Annotated in this window: 31 protein-coding genes and 2 tRNA genes; 16 read left to right on the top strand and 17 right to left on the bottom strand. The window is 29.4% G+C overall.

What is annotated here, in order from left to right; translation table 11 throughout:
* The first annotated feature begins 46 nt into the window (after positions 1-46).
* Genes ACTTA8_RS03465 through ACTTA8_RS03450 form a run of 4 tightly spaced genes read left to right on the top strand, consistent with a single transcriptional unit; the run spans position 47 to position 4485 of the window.
* The gene (locus tag ACTTA8_RS03465; protein ID WP_440654334.1) at positions 47-661 is read left to right on the top strand and encodes a TRAP transporter small permease subunit; all 615 of its coding nucleotides are present in this window, start codon (positions 47-49) and stop codon (positions 659-661) included.
* The gene (locus ACTTA8_RS03460) at positions 661-1995 is read left to right on the top strand and encodes a TRAP transporter large permease (RefSeq protein WP_440654332.1); all 1335 of its coding nucleotides are present in this window, start codon (positions 661-663) and stop codon (positions 1993-1995) included. The genes ACTTA8_RS03465 and ACTTA8_RS03460 overlap by 1 nt, the downstream gene beginning before the upstream one ends.
* Positions 1996-2021: 26 nt before the next feature.
* Positions 2022-3479, top strand: a complete 1458-nt coding sequence (locus tag ACTTA8_RS03455; protein WP_440654331.1) for a cytosine permease — start codon at positions 2022-2024, stop codon at positions 3477-3479.
* A 1-nt stretch (position 3480) separates the two neighbouring features.
* Positions 3481-4485, top strand: coding sequence for an alcohol dehydrogenase catalytic domain-containing protein (locus ACTTA8_RS03450; RefSeq protein ID WP_440654329.1), 1005 nt, complete (start codon positions 3481-3483; stop codon positions 4483-4485).
* Here ACTTA8_RS03450 and ACTTA8_RS03445 read toward each other — a convergent pair.
* The gene (locus tag ACTTA8_RS03445) at positions 4469-4603 is read right to left on the bottom strand and encodes a hypothetical protein (RefSeq protein WP_440654328.1); all 135 of its coding nucleotides are present in this window, start codon (positions 4601-4603) and stop codon (positions 4469-4471) included. The two genes, ACTTA8_RS03450 and ACTTA8_RS03445, sit on opposite strands and share 17 nt — an antisense overlap.
* Before the next feature lie 75 nt (positions 4604-4678).
* Between ACTTA8_RS03445 and ACTTA8_RS03440 the strand changes: the two genes are divergently transcribed.
* On the top strand, positions 4679-5329 hold the full coding sequence (locus tag ACTTA8_RS03440; protein WP_440654326.1) for a DUF3047 domain-containing protein: 651 nt from the start codon (positions 4679-4681) through the stop codon (positions 5327-5329).
* On the opposite strand, the gene ACTTA8_RS03435 is transcribed toward ACTTA8_RS03440, so the two are convergent.
* Entirely contained in the window at positions 5330-5470 is a 141-nt protein-coding gene (locus tag ACTTA8_RS03435) for a hypothetical protein (protein WP_440618523.1), read from the bottom strand.
* A gap of 58 nt (positions 5471-5528) precedes the next feature.
* Between ACTTA8_RS03435 and ACTTA8_RS03430 the strand changes: the two genes are divergently transcribed.
* Positions 5529-5942, top strand: a complete 414-nt coding sequence (locus tag ACTTA8_RS03430; RefSeq protein WP_440654324.1) for a YbgC/FadM family acyl-CoA thioesterase — start codon at positions 5529-5531, stop codon at positions 5940-5942.
* On the opposite strand, the gene ACTTA8_RS03425 is transcribed toward ACTTA8_RS03430, so the two are convergent.
* Positions 5939-6619 carry a uracil-DNA glycosylase gene (locus tag ACTTA8_RS03425; protein WP_440654322.1) on the bottom strand — a complete coding sequence of 227 codons (681 nt, stop codon included), beginning with the start codon at positions 6617-6619 and terminating at the stop codon, positions 5939-5941. The genes ACTTA8_RS03430 and ACTTA8_RS03425 overlap by 4 nt on opposite strands.
* A gap of 2 nt (positions 6620-6621) precedes the next feature.
* Here ACTTA8_RS03425 and ACTTA8_RS03420 point away from each other — a divergent pair, with 2 nt between their 5' ends.
* A complete protein-coding gene (locus ACTTA8_RS03420; RefSeq protein ID WP_440654321.1) occupies positions 6622-7179 on the top strand; it encodes a histidine phosphatase family protein in 558 nt (185 codons plus the stop codon).
* A 10-nt stretch (positions 7180-7189) separates the two neighbouring features.
* Positions 7190-7327: a hypothetical protein gene (locus tag ACTTA8_RS03415; protein WP_262589316.1), complete on the top strand. Its 138-nt coding sequence runs from the start codon at positions 7190-7192 to the stop codon at positions 7325-7327.
* Here ACTTA8_RS03415 and ACTTA8_RS03410 read toward each other — a convergent pair.
* From ACTTA8_RS03410 to ACTTA8_RS03400, 3 genes are read right to left on the bottom strand one after another with little or no spacing between them, the layout of a single operon-like run.
* Positions 7324-7752 carry a hypothetical protein gene (locus tag ACTTA8_RS03410; protein WP_440654320.1) on the bottom strand — a complete coding sequence of 143 codons (429 nt, stop codon included), beginning with the start codon at positions 7750-7752 and terminating at the stop codon, positions 7324-7326. The two genes, ACTTA8_RS03415 and ACTTA8_RS03410, sit on opposite strands and share 4 nt — an antisense overlap.
* The gene (locus ACTTA8_RS03405) at positions 7739-7909 is read right to left on the bottom strand and encodes a hypothetical protein (RefSeq protein WP_179850442.1); all 171 of its coding nucleotides are present in this window, start codon (positions 7907-7909) and stop codon (positions 7739-7741) included. Before ACTTA8_RS03405 ends, ACTTA8_RS03410 begins: the two co-directional genes overlap by 14 nt.
* Positions 7902-8153 (bottom strand): DUF1289 domain-containing protein, encoded by a 252-nt coding sequence (locus ACTTA8_RS03400; RefSeq protein ID WP_075506630.1) that lies wholly within the window; start codon positions 8151-8153, stop codon positions 7902-7904. Before ACTTA8_RS03400 ends, ACTTA8_RS03405 begins: the two co-directional genes overlap by 8 nt.
* 84 nt (positions 8154-8237) lie before the next feature.
* On the opposite strand from ACTTA8_RS03400, the gene ACTTA8_RS03395 reads away from it, so the two are divergent.
* From ACTTA8_RS03395 to ACTTA8_RS03365, 7 genes are all read left to right on the top strand, one after another.
* Positions 8238-8322, top strand: a tRNA-Leu gene (locus ACTTA8_RS03395).
* 10 nt (positions 8323-8332) lie between these two features.
* On the top strand, positions 8333-9778 hold the full coding sequence (gene tig / locus ACTTA8_RS03390) for a trigger factor (RefSeq protein ID WP_440654319.1): 1446 nt from the start codon (positions 8333-8335) through the stop codon (positions 9776-9778).
* Positions 9779-9810: 32 nt separating this feature from the next.
* Entirely contained in the window at positions 9811-10422 is a 612-nt protein-coding gene (gene clpP / locus ACTTA8_RS03385) for an ATP-dependent Clp endopeptidase proteolytic subunit ClpP (RefSeq protein ID WP_440654317.1), read from the top strand.
* A gap of 89 nt (positions 10423-10511) precedes the next feature.
* Positions 10512-11780 (top strand): ATP-dependent Clp protease ATP-binding subunit ClpX, encoded by a 1269-nt coding sequence (gene clpX, locus ACTTA8_RS03380; protein WP_075506632.1) that lies wholly within the window; start codon positions 10512-10514, stop codon positions 11778-11780.
* A 60-nt stretch (positions 11781-11840) separates the two neighbouring features.
* Positions 11841-14219: an endopeptidase La gene (gene lon / locus ACTTA8_RS03375; protein ID WP_440654316.1), complete on the top strand. Its 2379-nt coding sequence runs from the start codon at positions 11841-11843 to the stop codon at positions 14217-14219.
* A 50-nt stretch (positions 14220-14269) separates the two neighbouring features.
* Positions 14270-14345 (top strand) — tRNA-Val (locus ACTTA8_RS03370).
* 68 nt (positions 14346-14413) lie between these two features.
* Entirely contained in the window at positions 14414-15367 is a 954-nt protein-coding gene (locus ACTTA8_RS03365) for a tyrosine-type recombinase/integrase (RefSeq protein WP_440654315.1), read from the top strand.
* An 11-nt stretch (positions 15368-15378) separates the two neighbouring features.
* Here ACTTA8_RS03365 and ACTTA8_RS03360 read toward each other — a convergent pair whose 3' ends face one another.
* Positions 15379-15696 (bottom strand): hypothetical protein, encoded by a 318-nt coding sequence (locus tag ACTTA8_RS03360; protein WP_440654314.1) that lies wholly within the window; start codon positions 15694-15696, stop codon positions 15379-15381.
* Between the two features lie 116 nt (positions 15697-15812).
* On the opposite strand from ACTTA8_RS03360, the gene ACTTA8_RS03355 reads away from it, so the two are divergent.
* The gene (locus ACTTA8_RS03355) at positions 15813-17120 is read left to right on the top strand and encodes an MORN repeat-containing protein (RefSeq protein WP_440654313.1); all 1308 of its coding nucleotides are present in this window, start codon (positions 15813-15815) and stop codon (positions 17118-17120) included.
* A gap of 11 nt (positions 17121-17131) precedes the next feature.
* On the opposite strand, the gene ACTTA8_RS03350 is transcribed toward ACTTA8_RS03355, so the two are convergent.
* From ACTTA8_RS03350 to ACTTA8_RS03305, 10 genes are all read right to left on the bottom strand, one after another.
* Positions 17132-17323 carry a hypothetical protein gene (locus ACTTA8_RS03350; protein ID WP_440654312.1) on the bottom strand — a complete coding sequence of 64 codons (192 nt, stop codon included), beginning with the start codon at positions 17321-17323 and terminating at the stop codon, positions 17132-17134.
* A gap of 64 nt (positions 17324-17387) precedes the next feature.
* Positions 17388-17723 carry a hypothetical protein gene (locus tag ACTTA8_RS03345; RefSeq protein ID WP_440654311.1) on the bottom strand — a complete coding sequence of 112 codons (336 nt, stop codon included), beginning with the start codon at positions 17721-17723 and terminating at the stop codon, positions 17388-17390.
* The gene (locus ACTTA8_RS03340; protein ID WP_440654309.1) at positions 17720-18046 is read right to left on the bottom strand and encodes a hypothetical protein; all 327 of its coding nucleotides are present in this window, start codon (positions 18044-18046) and stop codon (positions 17720-17722) included. Before ACTTA8_RS03340 ends, ACTTA8_RS03345 begins: the two co-directional genes overlap by 4 nt.
* Positions 18047-18397, bottom strand: a complete 351-nt coding sequence (locus ACTTA8_RS03335) for a hypothetical protein (RefSeq protein ID WP_440654308.1) — start codon at positions 18395-18397, stop codon at positions 18047-18049. It lies immediately after the preceding gene.
* 3 nt (positions 18398-18400) lie between these two features.
* On the bottom strand, positions 18401-18646 hold the full coding sequence (locus ACTTA8_RS03330) for a hypothetical protein (RefSeq protein WP_440654306.1): 246 nt from the start codon (positions 18644-18646) through the stop codon (positions 18401-18403).
* A 39-nt stretch (positions 18647-18685) separates the two neighbouring features.
* Complete coding sequence (locus tag ACTTA8_RS03325) at positions 18686-19387, bottom strand: hypothetical protein (RefSeq protein ID WP_440654305.1); 702 nt, start codon at positions 19385-19387, stop codon at positions 18686-18688.
* On the bottom strand, positions 19384-19671 hold the full coding sequence (locus tag ACTTA8_RS03320) for a hypothetical protein (protein ID WP_440654303.1): 288 nt from the start codon (positions 19669-19671) through the stop codon (positions 19384-19386). The genes ACTTA8_RS03325 and ACTTA8_RS03320 overlap by 4 nt, the downstream gene beginning before the upstream one ends.
* 78 nt (positions 19672-19749) lie before the next feature.
* Entirely contained in the window at positions 19750-19992 is a 243-nt protein-coding gene (locus ACTTA8_RS03315) for a hypothetical protein (protein ID WP_440654301.1), read from the bottom strand.
* Between the two features lie 10 nt (positions 19993-20002).
* Entirely contained in the window at positions 20003-20422 is a 420-nt protein-coding gene (locus ACTTA8_RS03310) for a hypothetical protein (RefSeq protein WP_440654300.1), read from the bottom strand.
* A 6-nt stretch (positions 20423-20428) separates the two neighbouring features.
* Positions 20429-21073, bottom strand: a complete 645-nt coding sequence (locus ACTTA8_RS03305; protein ID WP_440654299.1) for a hypothetical protein — start codon at positions 21071-21073, stop codon at positions 20429-20431.
* Positions 21074-21371: the final 298 nt, after the last annotated feature.

Raw genomic sequence — 21371 nt, 5'->3', positions numbered from 1 at the left:
TTAGAGCGGACTTAATTGTCCGCTCTAGTCTTTCTAACAAAATTTTATGGCTGAAGAACCAACTAAACTAGATATATCAGATGAAATGATAGCCGAAAGGCGAGGTGGTTCAGGAAAGATGCCAAACGACATGCCATCATGGATGGCAAGCTCAATTATAAATATTGATAAATTTAGTAAATGGATAGGTAATGTTGTTTGTTGGATACTGATGCCACTTATTTTTGCTATGACTTACGAAGTTCTAGCGAGAAAACTTTTTCATGCACCTACAATTTGGGCTTATGACATAAGTCGATTTTTATACGGTGCACTATTCATGTTAGGCGCAGGTTATGCGCTGTCAAAAGGTGTTCATATAAGAGCAGATTTTTTATACAGAAATTTCAAAACAAAAAACCAAGGGACGATTGATTTTTGGTTATATATTTTATTTTATTTTCCAGGACTAATTGTTTTTCTTTATATGACAATTGGTTATGTAGGTGAGTCTATTCAAAGAGGTGAAAGAGGAATGGATACTACTTGGATGCCTTATATGTGGCCGATTAAGAGTTGTTTATTGGTTGGTATCGTATTTTTATTAATCCAAGGTATTTCAGAATTATTAAAAAGTTATTGGGCTGCTACTAGAGGAAAATGGCCAGGAGAAGATGAATAATGCTAGCTGAATTTATAGATCCAGCATATTTAGGTTTTATTCTGGTTGGAGTAATGCTTTTTGCAATTTTCGTAGGGTTTCCTATTTCATTTACACTTATATTTTTAGGTTTTGTATTTGGATATTTAGGGTTTGGAAAATTGGTCTTTTATTTAATGACGCTCCAATTTTCAATGGTTATGACCGAACAAACCCTCGCCGCCGTCCCGCTCTTTGTCTTTATGGGTATTATGATGGAGCAGGCAGGTTTGATGGAAAGATTATTCTCATCTTTTCAAATGATGCTCGCAAGAGTTAGAGGTGCATTATATTATGCTGTTCTTTTTGTTTCAGTTATTTTTGCAGCAGCAACAGGGATTGTTGGTGCTTCAGTAACTATACTCGGTATCATGGCAGCAAAATCAATGAATAGATCTGGCTATGACGTCAGACTTGCTGCAGGAACGATAACAGCTGGTGGCACTTTAGGAATTTTAATACCTCCAAGTATCATGCTTGTTGTTATGGGCCCAATTATGGAAATTCCAGTTATTGATTTATTTGCCGCTGCTATAATTCCAGGAATTCTTCTAGCAAGTTTATACGCTGGATACACAACAATAAGATGCATGATCAATCCTAAATTGGGACCTGTAATTCCTGAAGAGATGAGAGCTGCTAGTATGAAAGAAGTTTGGAAAGAATTCTTCTTAGGTTTAGTTCCACCAGCAGCGTTAGTTTTTGCAGCATTAGGAAGTATACTTTTTGGTTTTGCAACTCCAACAGAAGCAGCTGGTTGTGGTGCAATGGGAGCTTTACTACTTTCTTTAGCGTATAAAAAATTAACTTTTTCTAAACTTCAAGAAGCTCTTGTTAAAACTTTAGAGATAACAGCTTTAATTATGGTTTTAGTTGCTGCATCAAACTTTTTTGGTGCTGTTTTTGCAAGACTAGGTACTCCAACTTTATTAACTGAATTCTTGTTAGGTTTAGAGATGAACAAATATTTAATATTAGCGATTGTAATGGTTGCAATATTTTTATTGGGTTGGCCTTTAGAGTGGGTACCAATCGTAATGATTATTGTGCCAATTATTTTACCATTAATTGAAGCTCTTGGCTTTAATCTTACCTGGTTTGCAATATTAGTTGCCGTGAATCTCCAGACCGCCTGGCTGTCTCCTCCAGTGGCATTGTCTGCGTATTTCTTAAAAGGGGTGGTGCCTGAATGGGATTTAAAAGATATTTATTATGGAATGATGCAATTTATGGTGCTTCAAATAATTGGTTTGGTTTTAATTATAATATTTCCTAAAATTGCACTTTGGTTACCAACTCTCCTATATGGACAGTAGAAATTATTAGTTTAAAATAATTTTTAGTGAATCAACCTAAAGTTAAATACTCCCTATCAAATTGGGATTTAGTTTCGGTAAATCCAAATTATAAAACTTGGAATTGGAAAGACCTTTTTTGTTACTGGGGAGTTAATGTACAAAGTGTAATTGGTTTTTCTCTAATTGCCTCGCTTTATATAATGTACAATCTAAACACCTTTGTGGTTTTAATAGGAACTTTATTAGGTTCATTTTTTGTTTATTTATTTGCTAATTTTATTGGAAAACCTTCACAAAAATTTGGATTACCTTTTGTAGTTTTGTTGAGATCTTCTTTAGGATTTAATGGAGCGAAATTTTTTGGATTAATCAGAAGCTTGGTTGGAATTTTCTTATTTGGAATTCAAACTTATTTTTTATCAAAAATTTTAACTTATCTTATTAGAATATTACTTTTCACTATCGATGAGTCATTGTTAGTACAAGATATATTTATTTTTTATTTTTTTGGTTTAAATATTATAGATTGGTCATCAATTTTAATTGTAATTATTTTTCAAACATTTTTGTTTAGTATTGGTGCTCAATATAATAAAAAAATAATAAATTTTTCAGCAATCAGTGTTTATGTAGGAATTATTGTTTTTTTCTTCCTTGTTTTTTTAAGTGATGTCAAATTAACATCAAAAGCCTTTGTAAATATTTTTAATATCAAAAACTTTTTTGATCTTAATAATTTATTACCACTTTTAACTGTAGCAGGAACTGTCTTTGCTTATTTTTCAATATTAATAATTAGTTTTGGGGACATTTCTAGGAATGTTAAAAATACTAAAGAATTGGGTAAAGGGAATTTAAGTTTGCTTATTAATTTAATTATTTTCTCTTTTTTCTCTATATTTATTGTTGCCGGATCAGATGCACTTTTAAATCAAAAATTTTCAGACATAGACAGAATTTTTACAAATCCCACTGATATAATTGGCAAATATGACAATATTCAAATAACTACATTGGTACTATTTTTTATCGTAATTGCCTCAGCATCCACGAATTTAGTAGCCAATTATATTCCATCTCAATATTCACTAATAAATTTTGTTCCAAATAAATTATCTTTAAGGAGTGCAAGTTATATAATTTCTTTCCTCGGTTTGTTGGTGGCTATTTTTTGGCTTACAATTTTGAGTCAAATTGGTATTTTATCTTTTATAGATACATTTGGTGCATTTTTTGGACCGTTATTTGGAGTAATAGTTGCTGACTATTATATGATCAATAAACAAAGCTTGAGTAACAAAGATTTGTATTCAGTAGAAAAAGAAAGTAGTTACTATTATTCAAAAGGGTGGCATATCAAAGGTGTTTACTCAGTATTTCTAGGTTTTATTTTTTCAGCATCAACAATTTGGAACATAAATTTAATGTTTTTACAGTCTTATGCTTGGTTAATTGGTGCATTTGTAGCCTGGATAACGTATTACTTGTTGGCAAAAAAATAATATGAAAGCTTTAGTATATACTGGAACACAAGAATTAGTTTACAGAGACGAACCTAATCCAATTGAAGTTTTGGGAGAAAGTATATTAAAAATCCATGCTTCAGGAATATGTGGTTCTGATATGCACGCATATCATGGACATGATGAGAGAAGAATTCCTCCGTTAATATTAGGCCATGAAGTTAGTGGTGAAGTCCAAAATGGTAAATTTAAAGGTAAAGATGTTGTTTTAAATCCTCTGATAACTTGTGGTAAATGTGAATACTGCACAAGTGGAAGAGAACATCTGTGTCCTCATAGAATTATTTTAGGCATGAATAAACCAATTGAAAGACAAGGGGTTTTTGCAGAGTTTGTATCAACACCTGATACAAATATTTATGAAATCCCAGATGGATTAGATAAAAATGAAGCACCAGTAGCAGAGCCAACTGCAGTTTCTTTGCATGCAGTATTAATTGGTGAACAATCTTTAAAAAAACCTTTATCTGAATGTAAAATTTTGATCCAAGGTGGTGGTGCAATAGGATTATTATGTGGTTTAATTTTATCTAAAATTAAAAATAGTAAAAATATAATTCTCTCTGATCCTAATAAATTGAGATTAAATGAGTGCTCAAAATATTTAGATGCAAAATATGTTGCACCAGACCATAATGAAATAGAAAGTAATAAATTTGATATTGTATTTGATACAGTAGGGCTGGAAATTTCAAGACAACAAGCTATTGAAGTAGTTAAGCCGGGCGGTTCAATTATACACATAGGCTTAACTCAGCCAGCTGGAACCTTTAATTTTAGAAAAATGACACTTCAAGAGGTGACTGTTATAGGAACTTATTGTTATACCAATAAGGATTTTGAGCAAACTTTGGCAATATTAGCTAACAAAGATATAGGTTCTCTAGATTGGATTGAATTTAGGGATTTAAAAAAAGGTGGTGATGCTTTTAAGCAAATCCATGACGGCACATGTGTTGCGCCTAAAATTATACTGATACCTTAGAATTAAAATTTAATTTTATAGCTCTAGAACTACCCATTTTGAGGTCATTAGACATAATTGGTGCAGATATCATTATTGACCAATAAATTAAAAGTAAAAAAATTGAAATTGTTTTCATATTATTTATTTAAAAATTAATTCTGATATTTGCATGTTTAAATCTTGTCTAAATAATGTATTAAGAACTTAAATTATGAAAATATTTTTTAAACTCATTTCAATTTTTTTGATTTCAATCAGCTCAGTTGTTGCAAATGAAGTTGTAGTTTTTGAGTTTACAGAAGCAGAACTTTCAGAATTAACTGTCAGAAAAGTAAGGGGAGCAAAGAACGAGACAAAATATACTGTTGGGAAAAATGAAAATGGAAATTTCCTTAAGGCTGTTGCCGATAATGCAGCATCTGGTCTTGGCAAAGAAGTTAAAATTGATCTAAACAAGACTCCTTTTATAAATATTACATGGAAAATTGAGCAAGATTTATCTGGAATTAAAGAAGATACAAAGAAAGGCCATGATTTTGCAGCGAGAGTTTTTGCTGTTAAAAAAACAGGTGCAACACCATTATCAAACAGAGCAGTTAACTATGTCTTTTCAAGTAACAATGATGTTGGACAAAGTTGGCCAAGTCCATATACAAAAAAATCTATAGATAATGTAATGGCAACGACAAAAAATAATTTAAATGAATGGGTAACAGTTAAATCAAATGTAAAAGAAGATTTTAAGAAATTCCACGATTTAGATTTAGATGAATTAGATGGTTTAGCAGTTATGGCGGATACAGATAATTCTAAAATGAAATCTGTGGCTTATTTTCAAAACATTTATTTTTCAGCAAATTAATTAAAGTTTAGTATATTTTTTTAGCCCCATACTCAGGATTGATAGTATGATTGCTACAATTACGTCTTCTATTGGAGTAGCATTAGGAACACCAAAGTTCCATAAAATTACTCCAATCAACCAAATTATATAAACTTTCATAGTAGTTATTATATCTTAGTTTGTATAAAAATTTCTCATTATTTGATATTAATGAACAATGCATAAAACTTTTAGCCATAATGTTAAAATTTACTATGAAGACACTGACTCTGGAGGAGTGGTTTATTATGCAAATTATTTAAAATACTTTGAAAGAGCAAGAACAGAAGCTCTATTAAATATTGGTTTAAGTAATTTAAAAATTAAAGAAGAGTTTAACTCTTTAATAATCGTTAAATCATGTAATATTGAATATAAAAAATCAGCATACTTAGAAGATAATTTAACAATAAAATCTTTTATTTCCTCTATATCAAAAACCTCTTTTGTAATGGATCAGTCAATTTACAGAGATGATTTGTTAATTGTGGATGCAAAAATACATTTGGTATTTGTAAATACAATCGGAAGACCTACAAAAATTCCTGAGATAGTTTTAAATAACTTTGAGCCTTATATTTTAAAAAACTAAATAGCTGTTTCTATTTTTATTTTTTTGAAAAAATTAACTATCATTTTTTCAGATATTAATTTTGTATTTACATTTCTAGGACTTGGATGATAACACGCGTATAATCTGATTTTATTTGATAAATCATAATATTTCCCATGCTTAAAACTATACTTTCCATTTAATTTATTTTTACTTTTGTAATATTTAATACAATTGTCAAAAGCAACTTTACCTAAAGCAACAATTGTTTGGATTTTGCTTAAAGTTTTAATCTCATTTTCAAAATGATTTGAGCAATTTGATAATTCCTCATTTGTTGGTTTGTCACCAGGAGGAACACATTTCAGTATATTGGTTATAAAAGTTGATTTTAATTCCAATCCATCATTTAAATTTTCTGAATAAGGTAGATTTGAAATATTTGCTTTTTTTAGACAAGAAAACAAGAAATCGCTTGATTTGTCTCCAGTAAAAGGTCTTCCTGTTCTGGTTCCCCCATGTGCTGCTGGCGCCAAACCTAAAATTAATAATTTCGAATTTATCTTACCAAATCCAGGAACTGGTTTACCCCAATAAGTTTCGTTAATATTTTGTTTTCGTTTTACAGTAGATATTTTTTTAATAAAATTAATTAATCTAGGACATTTTCTACATTTAATAATTTTCTTATTAAGTTGTTTTAATTTATTATTCATTAATGAAAATTTTAAAATATTTTTTAATTATATTTATATTTTTAAATTCTCCAAATAAAGCAGATTCAAATGAAGTTATGATTGGTGAGCTTCAAAAAGGTGGTAAATTAATATTTATTCGTCATGCTTATGCACCGGGAGGAGGGGATCCTTCTAATTTTGATGTTAATAATTGTGAAACCCAAAGAAACTTAAATGACGAGGGAAGAGTACAATCAAAAAAAATTGGAAATTTTTTTAAACAAAATGATATTTTAATAAACAAAATTTACTCTAGCGAATGGTGCAGATGCAAAGAAACTGCAGAAATAGCCTTTAAAAATTATGAAACAAAAAATTTTTTGAATTCTTTTTTTAGTGCAAAATTTGCTAAAAATAGAAAACAACAAGTTATTGATTTTAATAAATTCTTAAACACATGGGATCAAAAACAAAATATAATTTTTGTAACACATTACGTGGTAATATCTGAGCTTTTAAACTACGCACCATCATCAGGTGAGATTGTTATTTCAGATAAAAGTTTAAAAGTAATTGATACTTTAGAAATAGAATATTAAATTAGAATTTATGTCTTCAAAAAGAGCTATGCGACAAGCACAAAAACAAGCATTCGCTAAACATAGATCTAATATTTCAAATAGCAGATTCGATTTTAAAAAAAAAAATTTAGATAAACTTAAGGAAAATAAAAAAAAGAAGTCTTAACTTTGATTTGCGAATTTTTCTATTTTTTTACATGTAGAAATTTTTGAAATCCCTTCGATTTCGTTCATAACACTTTTAATAAATATCTCAGGCTTATTCTTTTCAATTAATATTTGAGTATAAAATTGAGGATAACCATGTTTTAAAGTAAAAATTTTACCATCTTCTTCGTAAATATTTCTTACATATGAGTTCGATTTTTTTACACTCAAATCAGTAATTCTATATTTTTGATAAGTTTTTTCTGCATAAACATAATTTCTAGTCATAATTAATTCATTAAGATTAAATATGTACTCATTTTTTAAATATTTATCTTCTTTATGATCACATTTGCTTAAAATTATAATTTCTGAAAATGAATGATTTATAAATGAGAAAGAAAATAAAATGAGAGAAAAAAAAAATAATTTATTTTTTTTCATTTTTTTCAGCAAAAAATAATCCAATTAAAAAAAGTGCTGTCCAGCCAATACCCAGTAATGCTTTAGGGCTAGTCTCAGCGCTCCACATATCTAAAACTAAAGCACCAAAGATTAGTCCTATAATATAAATTATAACTACAATTGTTGATTTACTCATTTTTAAGATTTTTTTTGAATAGAGATATTCCGTTATTTATTTTATGCTCGTAAGACTCATTAAAACTATCTAATTGCCAACCAGTTAATCTTTTTCTGATACTTTCTAAATTATTTTGTTTCCATTCATCTGTAGTTTCTTCTAGTTTCCACAGTTTTTTTTCATCATTATTTCTTCCACATCCATAACAATAACCTGTTGAGGGATCTGTTTTGCAAATACTAATACAAGGTGAAATAATCATATTATTTATATTTTTATATCCTTTTACACTATTATTCGGATTGGACAAATGAGTTCAATAATATATAAAGCACCTAATTTAACTGGGGCGATGGCGGAATTGGTAGACGCGCTGGTCTTAGGAACCAGTCGAGCAATCGGTGAAGGTTCGAGTCCTTTTCGCCCTACCATTAAATAATTATGAAAGTTACTGTAGAAAATAAAAAAGGTTTAAATAAAGATCTAAAAATTTTTATCGATAAAGAGACTATGAACTCTTATATGGATGAAAAATATGAAGAGATTAAAGGATCAGTAAATTTAAAAGGTTTTCGACCAGGAAAAGTACCAAAAGAAATTTTAAAAAGACAATTTGGTAAAGCTGTATTTGGTGAAGTATTAGACAAAGTTTTAAAAGATACATCTACAAAAGCGTTAGAAGAAAACAAAATTAAACCAGCAGGTCAGCCAAAATTAGATCTAAAGACATATGGTGAAGATAAAGAATTGGAATATGTATTGTCAGTTACAGAATTACCTAAAGTAGAGATTAAATCATTAGAAAACATTAAATTTGATGAATACACTGTTAAAATTGATGATAGTGAGACAGATAAAAGAATAAAAGAAATTGCCAAGAACCAACCAAATTTCAAGGAAGGTGAACCTGATACAAAAGCAAAAGAAGGTGATCTAGTTGCATTAGATTACAAAGCAACAATTGATGGAAAAGAATTTAAAGGAAGTGAAGGAAAAAATACACAGCTTACATTAGGTAAAGATTTATTTTTGAAAGGTTTCGATAAGCAGCTAATTGGTGTTAAAAAAGATGATGAGAAAGTTGTTGAAGCAACACTTCCAGAAAATTATCCTGAAAAAGAATTAGTTAATAAAAAAGCTAAATTTAATTGTAAAATTTTATCAGTTAAACAACCACAAGAGGTGAAAATAGATGATGATTTTGCAAAAAATTTAGGAGCTAAAGATTTGAAAGATCTTAAAGCTTTAATTTCAAAACAAATAAATGATGAATATAAAAATTCTTTAGATCAACTTTCAAAAAATCAAATTTTAAAAGAAATTGAAAAAATTAAAGTTGAAGAAGTTCCAGAAAACTTAATTGAAGAAGAAGTTAAAATTCTTTCACAAGGTATGTCTGAAGAGGAGGCTAAAAAAAATAAAAAATCTTTTGAAGAAAAAGCAAAAACAAGAATCAAAACTGGGTTAATCTTAAATGAATTTGGTGAAAAAAATCAAATCAAAGTTAGTGAACAAGAAATTCAAGCTGAAGTTCAAAAACAATTGAGAATGATGCCAGGACAAGAGAAAATGGTTATGGATTTTTATCAAAAAAATCCATCTGCTTTGGCCAGTCTAAGAGGGACAGTTTATGAGGAGAAAATTTTAAATCTTATAAAAGAAAAAGGTAAACCAAATAAAAAAGAAATTTCAAAAGATGAGGCGGAAAAAATCTTAAAAGAAGCTCATAAACATGATCACGATCATGATCATTCACATGATAACGAAGCTAAGAAAGAAACAAAAAAGAAACCTGTAGCAAAAGCTTCAGAGAAAAAAAAGCCTTCTACAAAAACATCAAAAGCAAAACCAGCCCCTAAAAAAACAAAAAAAGTTAGCAAAAAGTAATCACAAGTTGTATAAGTAGAAAGAATCAACTTATGACAACAAAATTATCAGAACATATGAGCAATCTAGTGCCGATGGTTGTAGAGCAATCATCTAAAGGCGAAAGAGCATATGATATTTATTCAAGACTTTTAAAGGAAAGAATTATTTTTTTAACAGGTCAGATAAATGACAATATTGCATCCTTAGTAACTGCTCAGTTATTATTTTTAGAAGCTGAAGATCCTAAAAAAGAAATTTATTTATATATCAATAGTCCTGGTGGACTGGTTACAGCTGGTCTTGGCATTTACGATACCATGCAATATGTAAAACCTGATATATCAACTTTATGTATTGGGCAAGCTGCATCAATGGGATCATTTTTGTTGGCTGCTGGAACTAAAGGTAAAAGGTTTTCGCTACCCAACTCTAGAATAATGGTTCATCAACCTTCAGCAGGTTTTCAAGGACAAGCTACAGATATAGAAATTCATGCTAATGAAGTTTTGTCATTAAAGAAAAGGTTAAATCAAATTTATTCAAAACATACAGGCAAAACTGTTGATGAAATAAAATCTGCTTTAGAGAGAGATAATTTCATGACCGCTGATGTCGCAAAATCATTTGGTCTTATTGACGAAGTAGTAGAAAAAAGATCATAATACACAATATATTGATAACTTACTAATCCAAACTTGATTAGTATGAGTCATCTATAATAAAGTAATGAAATTGATTCGTTTAAAAAATTATGAGTACAAATAATAAAAATATTCTTTACTGTTCTTTTTGTGGAAAGAGCCAACACGAGGTTAGAAAATTAATTGCAGGTCCAACTGTATTTATTTGTGATGAATGTGTTGAGCTTTGTATGGATATTATAAAAGAGGAAAGCAAAGATACTTTTGTTAAACATCAAGACGGTCTTCCTTCTCCAAAAGAAATTTGCACAGTGCTAGATGATTATGTAATTGGTCAAGCACATGCTAAGAAAGTTCTGTCGGTAGCTGTACACAATCATTACAAAAGACTTAATTATGAAAATAAAACTAGTAAGAATGTAGAATTATCTAAATCCAATATTTTATTAGTTGGTCCAACTGGTTGTGGTAAAACTTTATTAGCACAAACTCTTGCTAGAATTTTAGATGTTCCATTTACAATGGCAGATGCAACAACTTTGACTGAAGCAGGATATGTTGGTGAAGACGTTGAAAATATTATTTTAAAATTACTCCAGGCTTCAGATTATAATGTTGAAAAAGCACAACGAGGAATAGTGTATATCGACGAAGTTGATAAGATTAGTAGAAAATCTGAGAACCCATCTATTACAAGAGATGTATCTGGAGAAGGAGTTCAGCAAGCTCTATTAAAAATAATGGAGGGAACTGTTGCAAGTGTTCCACCTCAAGGAGGTAGAAAACATCCTCAACAAGAATTTTTACAAGTAGACACAACAAATATTCTTTTTATTTGTGGAGGTGCTTTTGCTGGATTAGACAAGATTATCTCTCAAAGAGACAAAGGTACTTCAATTGGTTTTGGAGCAGACGTAAAAAACACTCAAGACAAGAAAACAGGAGAGTGGATGAAGGGACTAGAGCCTGAGGATTTATTAAAATTTGGATTGATACCAGAGTTTATTGGAAGACTACCAATGATAGCAACTCTTGAGGATTTAGATGAAAAATCATTGATCAAAATTTTACAAGAACCAAAAAACTCTTTAACTAAACAATATCAAGAATTATTTAAGTTAGATGGAGCGAAATTAACATTTAAAGAAAATGCTCTCAAAGAAATAGCTCAAAAAGCAATTAGCAAAAAAACAGGAGCAAGAGGATTGAGATCAATATTAGAAAATATTTTATTAAAAACTATGTATGACCTTCCAAGTCAAGACAATATTGAAGAAGTAATTGTTGATGCAGGAGCTGCAAAAGGTCAATCGCAACCGATTTTAGTTCATTCTAAAGGCGAAAATAAATCTAAGTCTGGCAAAACATCAGCGGCTTAATATCCTTAATAAGTAACAAAAACCTATTGCAATATAATATATAATATCCATATTGTTCCCATGGATGTTAAAATATCATTGCCGTTATTACCTTTAAGAGACATTGTGGTCTTCCCAAGCATGGTAATTCCCCTGTTTGTAGGAAGAGATAAATCTATTTCTGCACTTAATGAGGTAATGAAAAAAGATAAGAAAATTATTCTTGTAACTCAAAAAAATTCAGAGATCGATGATCCTAAAAAAACAGACGTATTTATGTATGGCTGTGAAGGAAGCATCTTACAATTATTAAAATTACCTGATGGAACTGTAAAAGTTTTAGTAGAAGGTATTAAAAGGGTTAAAATTTTAGATTTTAAAGATAACGAGAAGTTTATTACGTGCGACTATACATATTTCAATGATATTTTGCCAAAAGAAGAAGATTTATTTCCTTTAGCAGCTACTGCTTTAAGAAGATTAGAAAAGTTAACTTCAATAAATAAGAAAATTTCGAACGAAACAATAAATACAATTAAGCAGTTAAAAGATCCTTCTCAAATAGCTGATAATATTGCCTCACACATCACAGCTACAATTTCAGAAAAACAACAAATTTTTGAAACCGTTGATGTTAAAAAGAGATTAAACGCCATAATTAAAATTATGGAGAACGAAACAAGCATAATTGGAGTAGAGAAAAGAATTCGAGGAAGAGTTAAAACTCAAATGGAGAAAACCCAGAGAGAATATTACTTAAATGAACAACTTAAAGCTATTCAAAAAGAACTTGGTGAGATTGAAGACGGCAAAGACGAAACAACTAGTTTAAATAAAGCTATCACAAAAGCAAAAATGCCAAAAGAAGTTGAAAAGAAATGTCTACAAGAGCTTAAAAAATTGAAGAACATGAGCCCAATGTCAGCTGAAGCAACAGTGGTTAGAAACTACCTTGATTGGATGACGGAACTACCTTGGCACAAGAAAAGTGAAGTTGATATCGATTTAACGAAGGCATTAAATATTCTTGATAAAGATCATTTTGGACTAGAGAAAGTTAAAGAAAGAATAATAGAATTTTTAGCTGTTCAAAAAAGAATGGAAAAAATTAAAGGCCCAATATTATGTTTAGTTGGTCCTCCTGGTGTTGGTAAAACATCCTTAGGTAAATCTATCGCAAAAGCAACTAACAGAGAATTTGTTAGAATGTCCGTAGGTGGGATGAGAGACGAAGCAGAAATAAGAGGGCACAGAAGAACTTATATCGGATCATTACCAGGTAAAATAATTCAAATGATGAAAAAAGCTGGAACAAAAAATCCTCTGATTTTACTAGATGAGATAGACAAAATTGGAAATGATTATAGAGGTGATCCATCATCAGCGCTATTAGAAGCGTTAGACCCAGAGCAAAATACAACTTTTAACGATCATTATTTAGAAGTTGATTATGATTTATCTGATGTAATGTTTGTAACAACAGCAAATACTCTAAACATATTACCTCCATTATTAGACAGAATGGAAGTAATAAGATTGGCTGGTTATACAGAGGATGAAAAAATTAGTATAGCTAACAAATATCTACTTCCTAAACAAATTAAAGATAATGGTGTTAAAGAAAAAGAAATGAAATTGGACGACGACATCATAAAAGAAGTAATTAGAGGATACACAAAAGAGTCAGGAGTTCGAAACTTAGAAAGAGAAATTTCTAAACTTGCTAGAAAAGTTGTTAAGAAAATTGTAGCGGGTGAAGAAAAAGAAGTCCAAATTAATAATAAAAATTTATCTGATTTTCTTGGTGTAGCTAAATTTAAATTTGGTGAATTAGAATCTGAAAATAGAGTTGGTATTGTAACTGGACTTGCTTGGACTGAGTACGGCGGGGAAATTTTAAAAATTGAAACAGTAACTATGCCTGGTAAAGGTAGAATGCAAATTACTGGTAAGCTAGGTGATGTGATGCAAGAGTCTGTAAAAGCTGCAAAATCTTTTGTTAGATCAAAATGTCTAGAGTATGGAATCATTCCACCTCTATTTGAGAAAAAAGATTTTCACATTCATGTACCAGAAGGAGCTACACCAAAAGATGGTCCATCTGCTGGAATAGGAATGGTCACTTCAATTGTTTCATCAATTACAAATATACCTGTGAGAAGAGATGTTGCGATGACTGGTGAAGTAACATTAACAGGTCAAGTATTACCAATAGGTGGCCTTAAAGAAAAATTACTAGCTGCTCATAGAGCTGGAATTAAAGAAGTTTTGATACCAAAAGAAAATGAAAAAGATTTAGTGGATATGCCCAAGAAGATTATAGATGATATTAAAATTACACCAGTTGAATATGCTGACCAGGTAATTAAAATTGCTTTAACTAAAGAACTTAAACCTACAGAATGGGTTGAGGTAGATTTAGCTAAAAAAGATGATAAATCTCAAGCTAGTATTCAATAATAATTAATTTACTTTATTTAAGTGTTGATGTAATAAGTAGCTCTGTTTTGGGGCGGTTAGCTCAGTTGGTAGAGCATCTCGTTTACACCGAGGGGGTCAAAGGTTCGAGTCCTTTACTGCCCACCAAAATTTAACTCAAGAAACTTTCCGACACTCTGACGACACACTTTGATCCAAAAAGAAAGGATTAAAGCATGGCGACAGTAAGAAAACATTATGGAAAATGGCAGGCAATTGTCCGTATAAATGGTCATCCAAGTATAATTAAATCTTTTGTATCAAAGACTGATGCAAAACGATGGGCAGAAATAATAGAGGTCAAGTTAAGAAGAGAAGAGGCGGGGATAGCCAGAATAAAATTTCCTAACTTTCAGGAAGTTGCCCAGAGATACATTGAAGAGATATCAGTTTTAAAAAAAAGCTACTCTGATGAAAAATGTACGATTTTAAATTTCCTAAAAGAAGATTGGGCTACCTTTCCTATTAATAGAATAGTACCAGACACCATAAATAAATATAAAAATAAACGGGCTAATGAGTTAACGGCAGGTACTATTAATCGTAGACTTGATGTTTTATCAAGTATGTATACGACATTTAAAAAAGAGTGGGGTTATTCTGTAGAAAATCCAGTTCTTTGTATTAGGAGACCTAAGAAAGCAGAACCAAGAAACAGAAGATTTACCGATCAAGAATTGGATAAACTTATTAAAGGTAATAGAGCCTCTCCTAAACTAAGATTAATAATTCAGATAGCCTTGGAGACAGCAATGAGACAAGGTGAGATATTAAGAATTAAACCTGAACATATAAACGGAAACACATTGTTCATACCTATTGCAAAAACGAAACCAAGAACTATTCCTTTAACATTAAAAGCAGTATCGTTATTAAATAATGCTGAACTACCATTTAATATTACAGGAAATGCTTTAAGCAAACAGTTTAAAAAGCTTTGTGATTATTATGGAATAAAGGATGCACACTTCCATGATTTGAGAAAGCAATCGTTAACTAATTTTATGTTATATAAAAAATTATCAGTTGCCGAAACAATGTTAATTGCAGGACACTCTGATCCGAGAATGTTACTAAAAACTTATAATAATCTTAAGGTTAAAGATGTGGCAGTCAAATTAGATAAGTAACTTTAAATATTTTACTTGCACTCAAAATAGGCTTTGGTTACAGCATTATTTAAATATTCTTCTTTAATTAAAACTGCATCTCTACCATTTTTATTACAATGATATTGCGCCGCGTTGGTTGCTTCAGATAATTTTACATAAACTTGTTTAAACCAGAAAGATATTGATTTTGGAGTTTTACTTACTATTTCAACAGCTGGACTACCGTATAATCTTGTTTGTTTTTCAAAAAATTGTCCATACTCTCCAAGAGATGATTGTTGTGTTGTGACGTCAGCACAACCATTTAGTAATGTTATAATCGCAATAATTTTAAGTAATCTTAACACATTATAAATTTATAGAATTCTTTAACAAAAGTCTAACTAATCATTTTAGATAGATTACTAAATATTTAATTATTGGAAAATTAGACTTTTTTAGAGAATTTGTTAATGATTGTTTTATGAAAATATTCCTTAAAATTTTTTTCATCATTACCTTTTTTCTATTCAACAATAGTTTTGCAGGTACAAAGGTTTATCCCAATGGAGATGAATATTCTGGGGATTTAAAAAATGGAAAACGTGAAGGCAAGGGAACATTAAAAATCTATCCTTTTGCAGAATATGTTGGTGAATGGAAAAATGATAAAAAGCATGGACAAGGTACTCTTATAGATAAAGACTTAATTAGTTTCACTTATACGGGTGGATGGAAAGAAGATAAGAAACATGGTTTTGGTTCTATAGAATATCAAAAAGGTCTTATCTATGAAGGAGAATGGAAAAACGGCAAGGAGGACGGTGAAGGTAAATTAACGTTACCAACAGGAGAACAATTTGTAGGTCAGTTTAAAGATGGTCTAGGATTTTTTGAAACAGCCAGTAATCCTTTTGTGTATGACAACACAGAAATTTTTTATGGAAAATATAAAGATGGAAAGAAAAACGGCTTTGGAACACTAATTATAATACGTGGAAAAGAATTTAAGGGTACATGGGAAAGCGGTAAATTAATAAAAATACAAGAAGATTCGACAGATGAAAGTGTACTTTTACAAAAAGGACATTCACTTAGGAGAAATGGATATTTAAATGGAGCTATCTTGTATTATAGAAGTTCTCTGGACGCAAACCCAGACTATCCACCTGCTGAACGTTCTTTAGAGGAAGCCCTTAAAGAGTTAGAAGAAACAAAAATCGCAAATTCACTTGATACAGTATGTAATAGTAACACGGATGATTTTGAGAAAATTAAATTTTGTCTTGAAAAATATTTATCATACAAAATGAAACCTGTTCATCCTAGTCTTATAAAAGATTTTCTGCCTAAGGTAGTTGATGGTACTAGTAATGATGTGATTATTTCTATTAACCTTAAAGACTCGTTTGATACAAACCAATATTCACTTTTAGATAATTATAAAACAGAAGTAAACAATGATAAAGCAAGAGTAAGATTTGATTATAAAGAAGGTAACGGTTATTTCATTTATGAATTTGTTGGGGCTACAGACAATGGATCTATGGTCATAAAGACCTGGAATAATACAGGGGGAAGTGCAGTATTTCAGTCATTATTAATTTTAAATGTTAAAAAAAGACAGGGTGTTAATAAAGATGTATTTAATTCTGAAGGTATAGTCTTCAATAGAGAACAAATAATATTAGAAAAATTGCTTTCTATCTCTTTAGAAGATAAAAAAAATTTAATCAAAATAAACGGAAATTCTATTTCTGTGAATGAATCAATAATTAAAATTAATTCATAAAAACTTAGAATTTATCTATTACTCAAGTGATCCCATATAAAAGCAATACATATAACTCCAAATAAAACTCCTAAAGATTTACCCATATCAATAAAAGGTTTTAAAAAATTATCTGGATTTAGAAGCGCAATTATTATTATTCCCACCATCATAATTAAAAATGTTAATGGAAATTCAGAACTTTTTTTCCTCTTACGCTTCATTGGCTACTAGAATATATTGAATAAGCAAGAGCTACAAGTTCTATTGTTATAATTACTTCAAGCATTAAAAAATTAGGCCATAATATCTTAATATTTTTTCTAAAATAACAAAAAACATCCCTGCAAAAATTACAAATATTATCATTTGAAAAACAATTCCAATATTGGCTAACAAAAAAAATAAACCTGCTAATCCAATAACAATATAAAAAGCTGCATTAAATAATAGACTAAGTTGACTAGATAGTAAGTTTAATTGACCAGCGTGAAGTAAAGCAACAAACATCACAATAGCCACTCCTATTAATGCAAATCTGTACTTATGATTTTGTTTTTGAATTATTTCGTTATTTAATTTTTTTTTAGGTTTTTTTCTATTTTTTTTTGTTTTTACTTTCATTTATTTAAACAATTTATACAAGTTTTATCTCCTGTTTTAGCAAGCCTTGAAAAAGCCGTATCACTTTCGTTATTGCACACTTTACAAAAAAATTCATTTAACTCTAGCTTATCATCAAATTCCTCTGCTGAAATTTTAAATCTTTCAATAACTTCAGTTTTATTTAATCCACCAGAAATATGAACTTTATTAATATGGGATACCCAAAATATATAATAGTATTGCTCTTCATGATGAGGTTGCTTATTTACCCTAGTAATACAGGTTAGATTTTTAACTGCTCCATGGATTAAAGGATCAGCATTTTTGTAAGTAAGAGACATCTAGCTATTTAATTTTATTCTAGGTGTGTATGAGCTTTCTGTATCTGGCCATTTATAGAGCCAATCTTCTCTTTTTAATTTTATCAAATAATCTTTTAATTCCTCATATGCTTTTGGATTATGAGACCAAAATACTCCGTATTGTAATTGCTTATGAAATCTTTCAATTTTTTGTTTAAAGTTAAATGCGTGAGCATAAGCTAATACATAACAGCAGTAATGATGGTAACAATGTTTCGGCAATTTATTTAACTGAATTATTCTTTCAATCTCACACCAATTCATAGGTAGAGCTCTATTATTACTAGTAGAATGTTTAATTAACTCGTCTAGTTTTTTATTTAGCTCCATCATCTAGTTAATAGTTTGGAAGTAATCTTCCAAATCTTCATAAGCATCACTATTTAAATCCCATTCCCATCTTTCTTTAGTGTTCTTATTTGGATTTTTTGTAAGAGTTGCCTCAATATAATCTTCCTTAATTCTTAGTTTGATTAATACTGAAATATCTGATGGGAAATTTTCAACTAGCTTAGGTATTTGATTATCGAATTCTACCACAGAAATCTTTTTATCAAAAAATGCTTTAAGTTGTTTCATCAATCTGAGACTTGATTACAATATTAATTTGTTTCTGCATTAAAATAAAGCTTGAGATTTTTTGCAAATAAATATTTTTGTAAATATATGATCAAAATCAGATGAAGATAATGGAAAAGTTAGTTCTCCAGTCACTCTATCTAGGACTACCTCATTATCATTTGATAGTTTAGGGTTAAATTTATTTGGATCAGGATGCTTAAATTTTACTTTTGTGCCCCATTGAATTTTTGTTTTAACTCTAAATCCATTAAAAATAATTTTATTAGAATTTTCATTTATAATTATGGATGCTTTTAAGCCTTTTTGAGAAGAACAGCTAAGCGTTACATCTTTTGAATTAGAACTTATTTGTTTTGCATTTCCAATTATTCCAGAGCCTGCATAAACTTTATTGTCAGTAACATAGTAATAAAATCTTTCACCATTATTTGTTCTACTAAAAAGATCTGAGCACTCATAGCTAAATTCGTCATCAAATCTTATGCATATTTTATTACCTTTTGTTTTCCATTTTCCTTTAGATAATTTTCCTCCGTGATTAAATTCATAATCTTTATTTCTAAAGTAAGTTTCGAAGTATCTAGTTTTTTGAACTAAGTAAAATCCAGAAAGTTTTTTTCCACTTAAGGCAGTATTAATTTGGCTTGAGTTTAATTTATCTAATTTATTTATATCTATACCGTGTGCACTTACATTAAGGATAAAGATTAAACAAATAACTGAAAATATTCTTTTCATTTTAGCTCTTCATCATTTAAAAATTCATCTAGTGACTTGACCATATCATTTTTATCTTTATTGTTATTAGCTGATGTAACGTTTTCAACTTTTTTAATTGTTTGTTTTGCCTTGTTTAGGAAAAAATAAAAATAAAAATAACTTCCTGCTGTTATAATAATTAATATATTTTTAATAACAAATGATAGTCCAATATAACTTTTTTCAAATTTAGTTTTATACTCAACATACTTTAAATATTCATTATGAATATAAACTATTAGAAATAATGTTATTACTAACATTAAAATTCCACCAATTCTTTCCTTCAACCACAGATAAATACGGCCGTACAAAAATTGTTTTGTGAAAAACTTCAGCATCTAAAAATTAGCAATACCAAACATTGCAAGTATAGCTGTTAAAGCACCTTTGGTACCTAGCCCCTTTAGTATTTTGTTTTCTTCTTTAGCTATCATTTTACGCATTTCTTCTTTGGTAAAATCAGTTTCTTTTTTCTGAGCAAATTCAAGTTTCTCTTTGATATTCTCAATTGCTTTTTTTCTAATTAATTTTTTTCCGTACTTTAGAGATGAGTCTGTTGCATCTTGTATTTTTTCTAACATTAACAATATTTTAAGTTATCTTACTTTGATTAACAAGATTTGGAGAATTAATATAAAAATATACTTTTCTACAATACCTAGGGCTTTCTAATAAAGGCATGTTTTCATCGATACAGTTCAAACAGTCACTTATAATATCCTCAAATTGTTCGTTGTAGTAATAAATATTAAATGCAGTCCAATAAAGAGTTATCAATGAGTAGAGCAAAACCTTATCGACTTTGCCATTTATTAAACCTTGTACTTCTTTAAAACTTTTTTTCTCTTTAAACGATTTTATTAAAATTTTCTGTACTTCTTCTGTCATTCCAAACCTTCCTCCTGTATGAAATATTCCATCTATTTCTTCATACTTAATTTTTATTTTAGGTGGACTTTTTTTGGGTCTAAATTTGTTTAAATGACTATTTAAGTAAGTAACTTTACTCATTAAAATTTATTTTAACTTTACATTTAGACCATGCACCATTGCATCATGTATAAATGCAAAACCTCTATCAAGTTCATCAATCGCTTCTTCTGGCAATTTGTTGTTAAAACATTCCTTATTGAATATTCTTGAAATTTCTGACCCCCCATTAGTGTACGCTTTGGAATATAAGTACTTTTGTAACCTTATAATTTCTGGTTCTGTTTCAAGTATTTCTAATATCAAATAATCTTTAATTTCAGTATACGTAACTGGATCTTGTGTTTTTGCTAAAGCACCAAAAACCATTTGAGTACTGATTGATCTCCAGTGAATTTCAAATAAATCATATTTAACAATATGTTTTTTTATTTTTTTGTATTTTTTTGAAATTGAATTGTAAGTATCTTTAATATGTTCATCCTCAATTGTTAGGTAATTAACAAGTTTCTGCTTAGTGAGATTTTCTGTAGACGGAGGTTTAAAAGAAAGTAGTTCAGACACATAATTTCCAGTGCTTTTATATAATTTCTTTGCTTCTTTTGATGTTGCTACTTCATAACCTTTTTTAACAATTTCTTCACTGACATCGTACGCAACCTTCACGGTAGTAGCTGTCAAATCTATAGCTCCTTTGAATATAGATCCTAATAAACTGTCTTTTTTTGACATGATGTATAATATCAAATCCTTAATACTGAGTCTATTTAGATATATTTTTAAAAAATTAAATTGTTAATATTGAACTATCAGTTTTAATTACCATTTTATTTTTTGTGGATCTAAAAAGGCATAATTTTAAAGATGATATCGAGCTCGATATTAATTTGCACTTATCTAGACAATCACACCCAAGTAGTTTTTTATTTAATTTATCAGAAGAATTGGGTTTAATTGGCTCTAAATATGACAAATATTATAATCACTTAAGCTGTATAGCAGCGAATTTAATCCTACTATTTTTAAATAG

It is taken from the genome of Candidatus Pelagibacter sp. HIMB1506 (genome assembly GCF_052047935.1).
Lineage (GTDB): Bacteria > Pseudomonadota > Alphaproteobacteria > Pelagibacterales > Pelagibacteraceae > Pelagibacter.
This window is presented reverse-complemented; position numbering and strand designations above follow the sequence as displayed.

Excerpts from the sequence above, each read along its gene's own strand:
- ACTTA8_RS03340 (WP_440654309.1), bottom strand. The coding sequence starts at position 18,046 with ATGTCTCTTACTTACAAAAATGCTGATCCTTTAATCCATGGAGCAGTT.
- ACTTA8_RS03425 (WP_440654322.1), bottom strand. The coding sequence starts at position 6,619 with ATGAATAATAAATTAAAACAACTTAATAAGAAAATTATTAAATGTAGA.
- ACTTA8_RS03465 (WP_440654334.1), top strand. The coding sequence starts at position 47 with ATGGCTGAAGAACCAACTAAACTAGATATATCAGATGAAATGATAGCC.
- ACTTA8_RS03350 (WP_440654312.1), bottom strand. The coding sequence starts at position 17,323 with ATGAAGCGTAAGAGGAAAAAAAGTTCTGAATTTCCATTAACATTTTTA.
- ACTTA8_RS03325 (WP_440654305.1), bottom strand. The coding sequence starts at position 19,387 with ATGAAAAGAATATTTTCAGTTATTTGTTTAATCTTTATCCTTAATGTA.
- clpP (WP_440654317.1), top strand. The coding sequence starts at position 9,811 with ATGACAACAAAATTATCAGAACATATGAGCAATCTAGTGCCGATGGTT.
- ACTTA8_RS03430 (WP_440654324.1), top strand. The coding sequence starts at position 5,529 with ATGCATAAAACTTTTAGCCATAATGTTAAAATTTACTATGAAGACACT.
- ACTTA8_RS03365 (WP_440654315.1), top strand. The coding sequence starts at position 14,414 with ATGGCGACAGTAAGAAAACATTATGGAAAATGGCAGGCAATTGTCCGT.
- ACTTA8_RS03345 (WP_440654311.1), bottom strand. The coding sequence starts at position 17,723 with ATGAAAGTAAAAACAAAAAAAAATAGAAAAAAACCTAAAAAAAAATTA.
- ACTTA8_RS03320 (WP_440654303.1), bottom strand. The coding sequence starts at position 19,671 with ATGTTAGTAATAACATTATTTCTAATAGTTTATATTCATAATGAATAT.
- ACTTA8_RS03315 (WP_440654301.1), bottom strand. The coding sequence starts at position 19,992 with ATGTTAGAAAAAATACAAGATGCAACAGACTCATCTCTAAAGTACGGA.
- ACTTA8_RS03355 (WP_440654313.1), top strand. The coding sequence starts at position 15,813 with ATGAAAATATTCCTTAAAATTTTTTTCATCATTACCTTTTTTCTATTC.
- ACTTA8_RS03440 (WP_440654326.1), top strand. The coding sequence starts at position 4,679 with ATGAAAATATTTTTTAAACTCATTTCAATTTTTTTGATTTCAATCAGC.
- clpX (WP_075506632.1), top strand. The coding sequence starts at position 10,512 with ATGAGTACAAATAATAAAAATATTCTTTACTGTTCTTTTTGTGGAAAG.
- ACTTA8_RS03330 (WP_440654306.1), bottom strand. The coding sequence starts at position 18,646 with ATGAAACAACTTAAAGCATTTTTTGATAAAAAGATTTCTGTGGTAGAA.
- ACTTA8_RS03450 (WP_440654329.1), top strand. The coding sequence starts at position 3,481 with ATGAAAGCTTTAGTATATACTGGAACACAAGAATTAGTTTACAGAGAC.
- ACTTA8_RS03435 (WP_440618523.1), bottom strand. The coding sequence starts at position 5,470 with ATGAAAGTTTATATAATTTGGTTGATTGGAGTAATTTTATGGAACTTT.
- ACTTA8_RS03445 (WP_440654328.1), bottom strand. The coding sequence starts at position 4,603 with ATGAAAACAATTTCAATTTTTTTACTTTTAATTTATTGGTCAATAATG.
- tig (WP_440654319.1), top strand. The coding sequence starts at position 8,333 with ATGAAAGTTACTGTAGAAAATAAAAAAGGTTTAAATAAAGATCTAAAA.
- ACTTA8_RS03405 (WP_179850442.1), bottom strand. The coding sequence starts at position 7,909 with ATGAGTAAATCAACAATTGTAGTTATAATTTATATTATAGGACTAATC.
- ACTTA8_RS03305 (WP_440654299.1), bottom strand. The coding sequence starts at position 21,073 with ATGTCAAAAAAAGACAGTTTATTAGGATCTATATTCAAAGGAGCTATA.
- lon (WP_440654316.1), top strand. The coding sequence starts at position 11,841 with ATGGATGTTAAAATATCATTGCCGTTATTACCTTTAAGAGACATTGTG.
- ACTTA8_RS03335 (WP_440654308.1), bottom strand. The coding sequence starts at position 18,397 with ATGGAGCTAAATAAAAAACTAGACGAGTTAATTAAACATTCTACTAGT.
- ACTTA8_RS03310 (WP_440654300.1), bottom strand. The coding sequence starts at position 20,422 with ATGAGTAAAGTTACTTACTTAAATAGTCATTTAAACAAATTTAGACCC.
- ACTTA8_RS03400 (WP_075506630.1), bottom strand. The coding sequence starts at position 8,153 with ATGATTATTTCACCTTGTATTAGTATTTGCAAAACAGATCCCTCAACA.
- ACTTA8_RS03420 (WP_440654321.1), top strand. The coding sequence starts at position 6,622 with ATGAAAATTTTAAAATATTTTTTAATTATATTTATATTTTTAAATTCT.
- ACTTA8_RS03415 (WP_262589316.1), top strand. The coding sequence starts at position 7,190 with ATGTCTTCAAAAAGAGCTATGCGACAAGCACAAAAACAAGCATTCGCT.
- ACTTA8_RS03460 (WP_440654332.1), top strand. The coding sequence starts at position 661 with ATGCTAGCTGAATTTATAGATCCAGCATATTTAGGTTTTATTCTGGTT.
- ACTTA8_RS03410 (WP_440654320.1), bottom strand. The coding sequence starts at position 7,752 with ATGAAAAAAAATAAATTATTTTTTTTTTCTCTCATTTTATTTTCTTTC.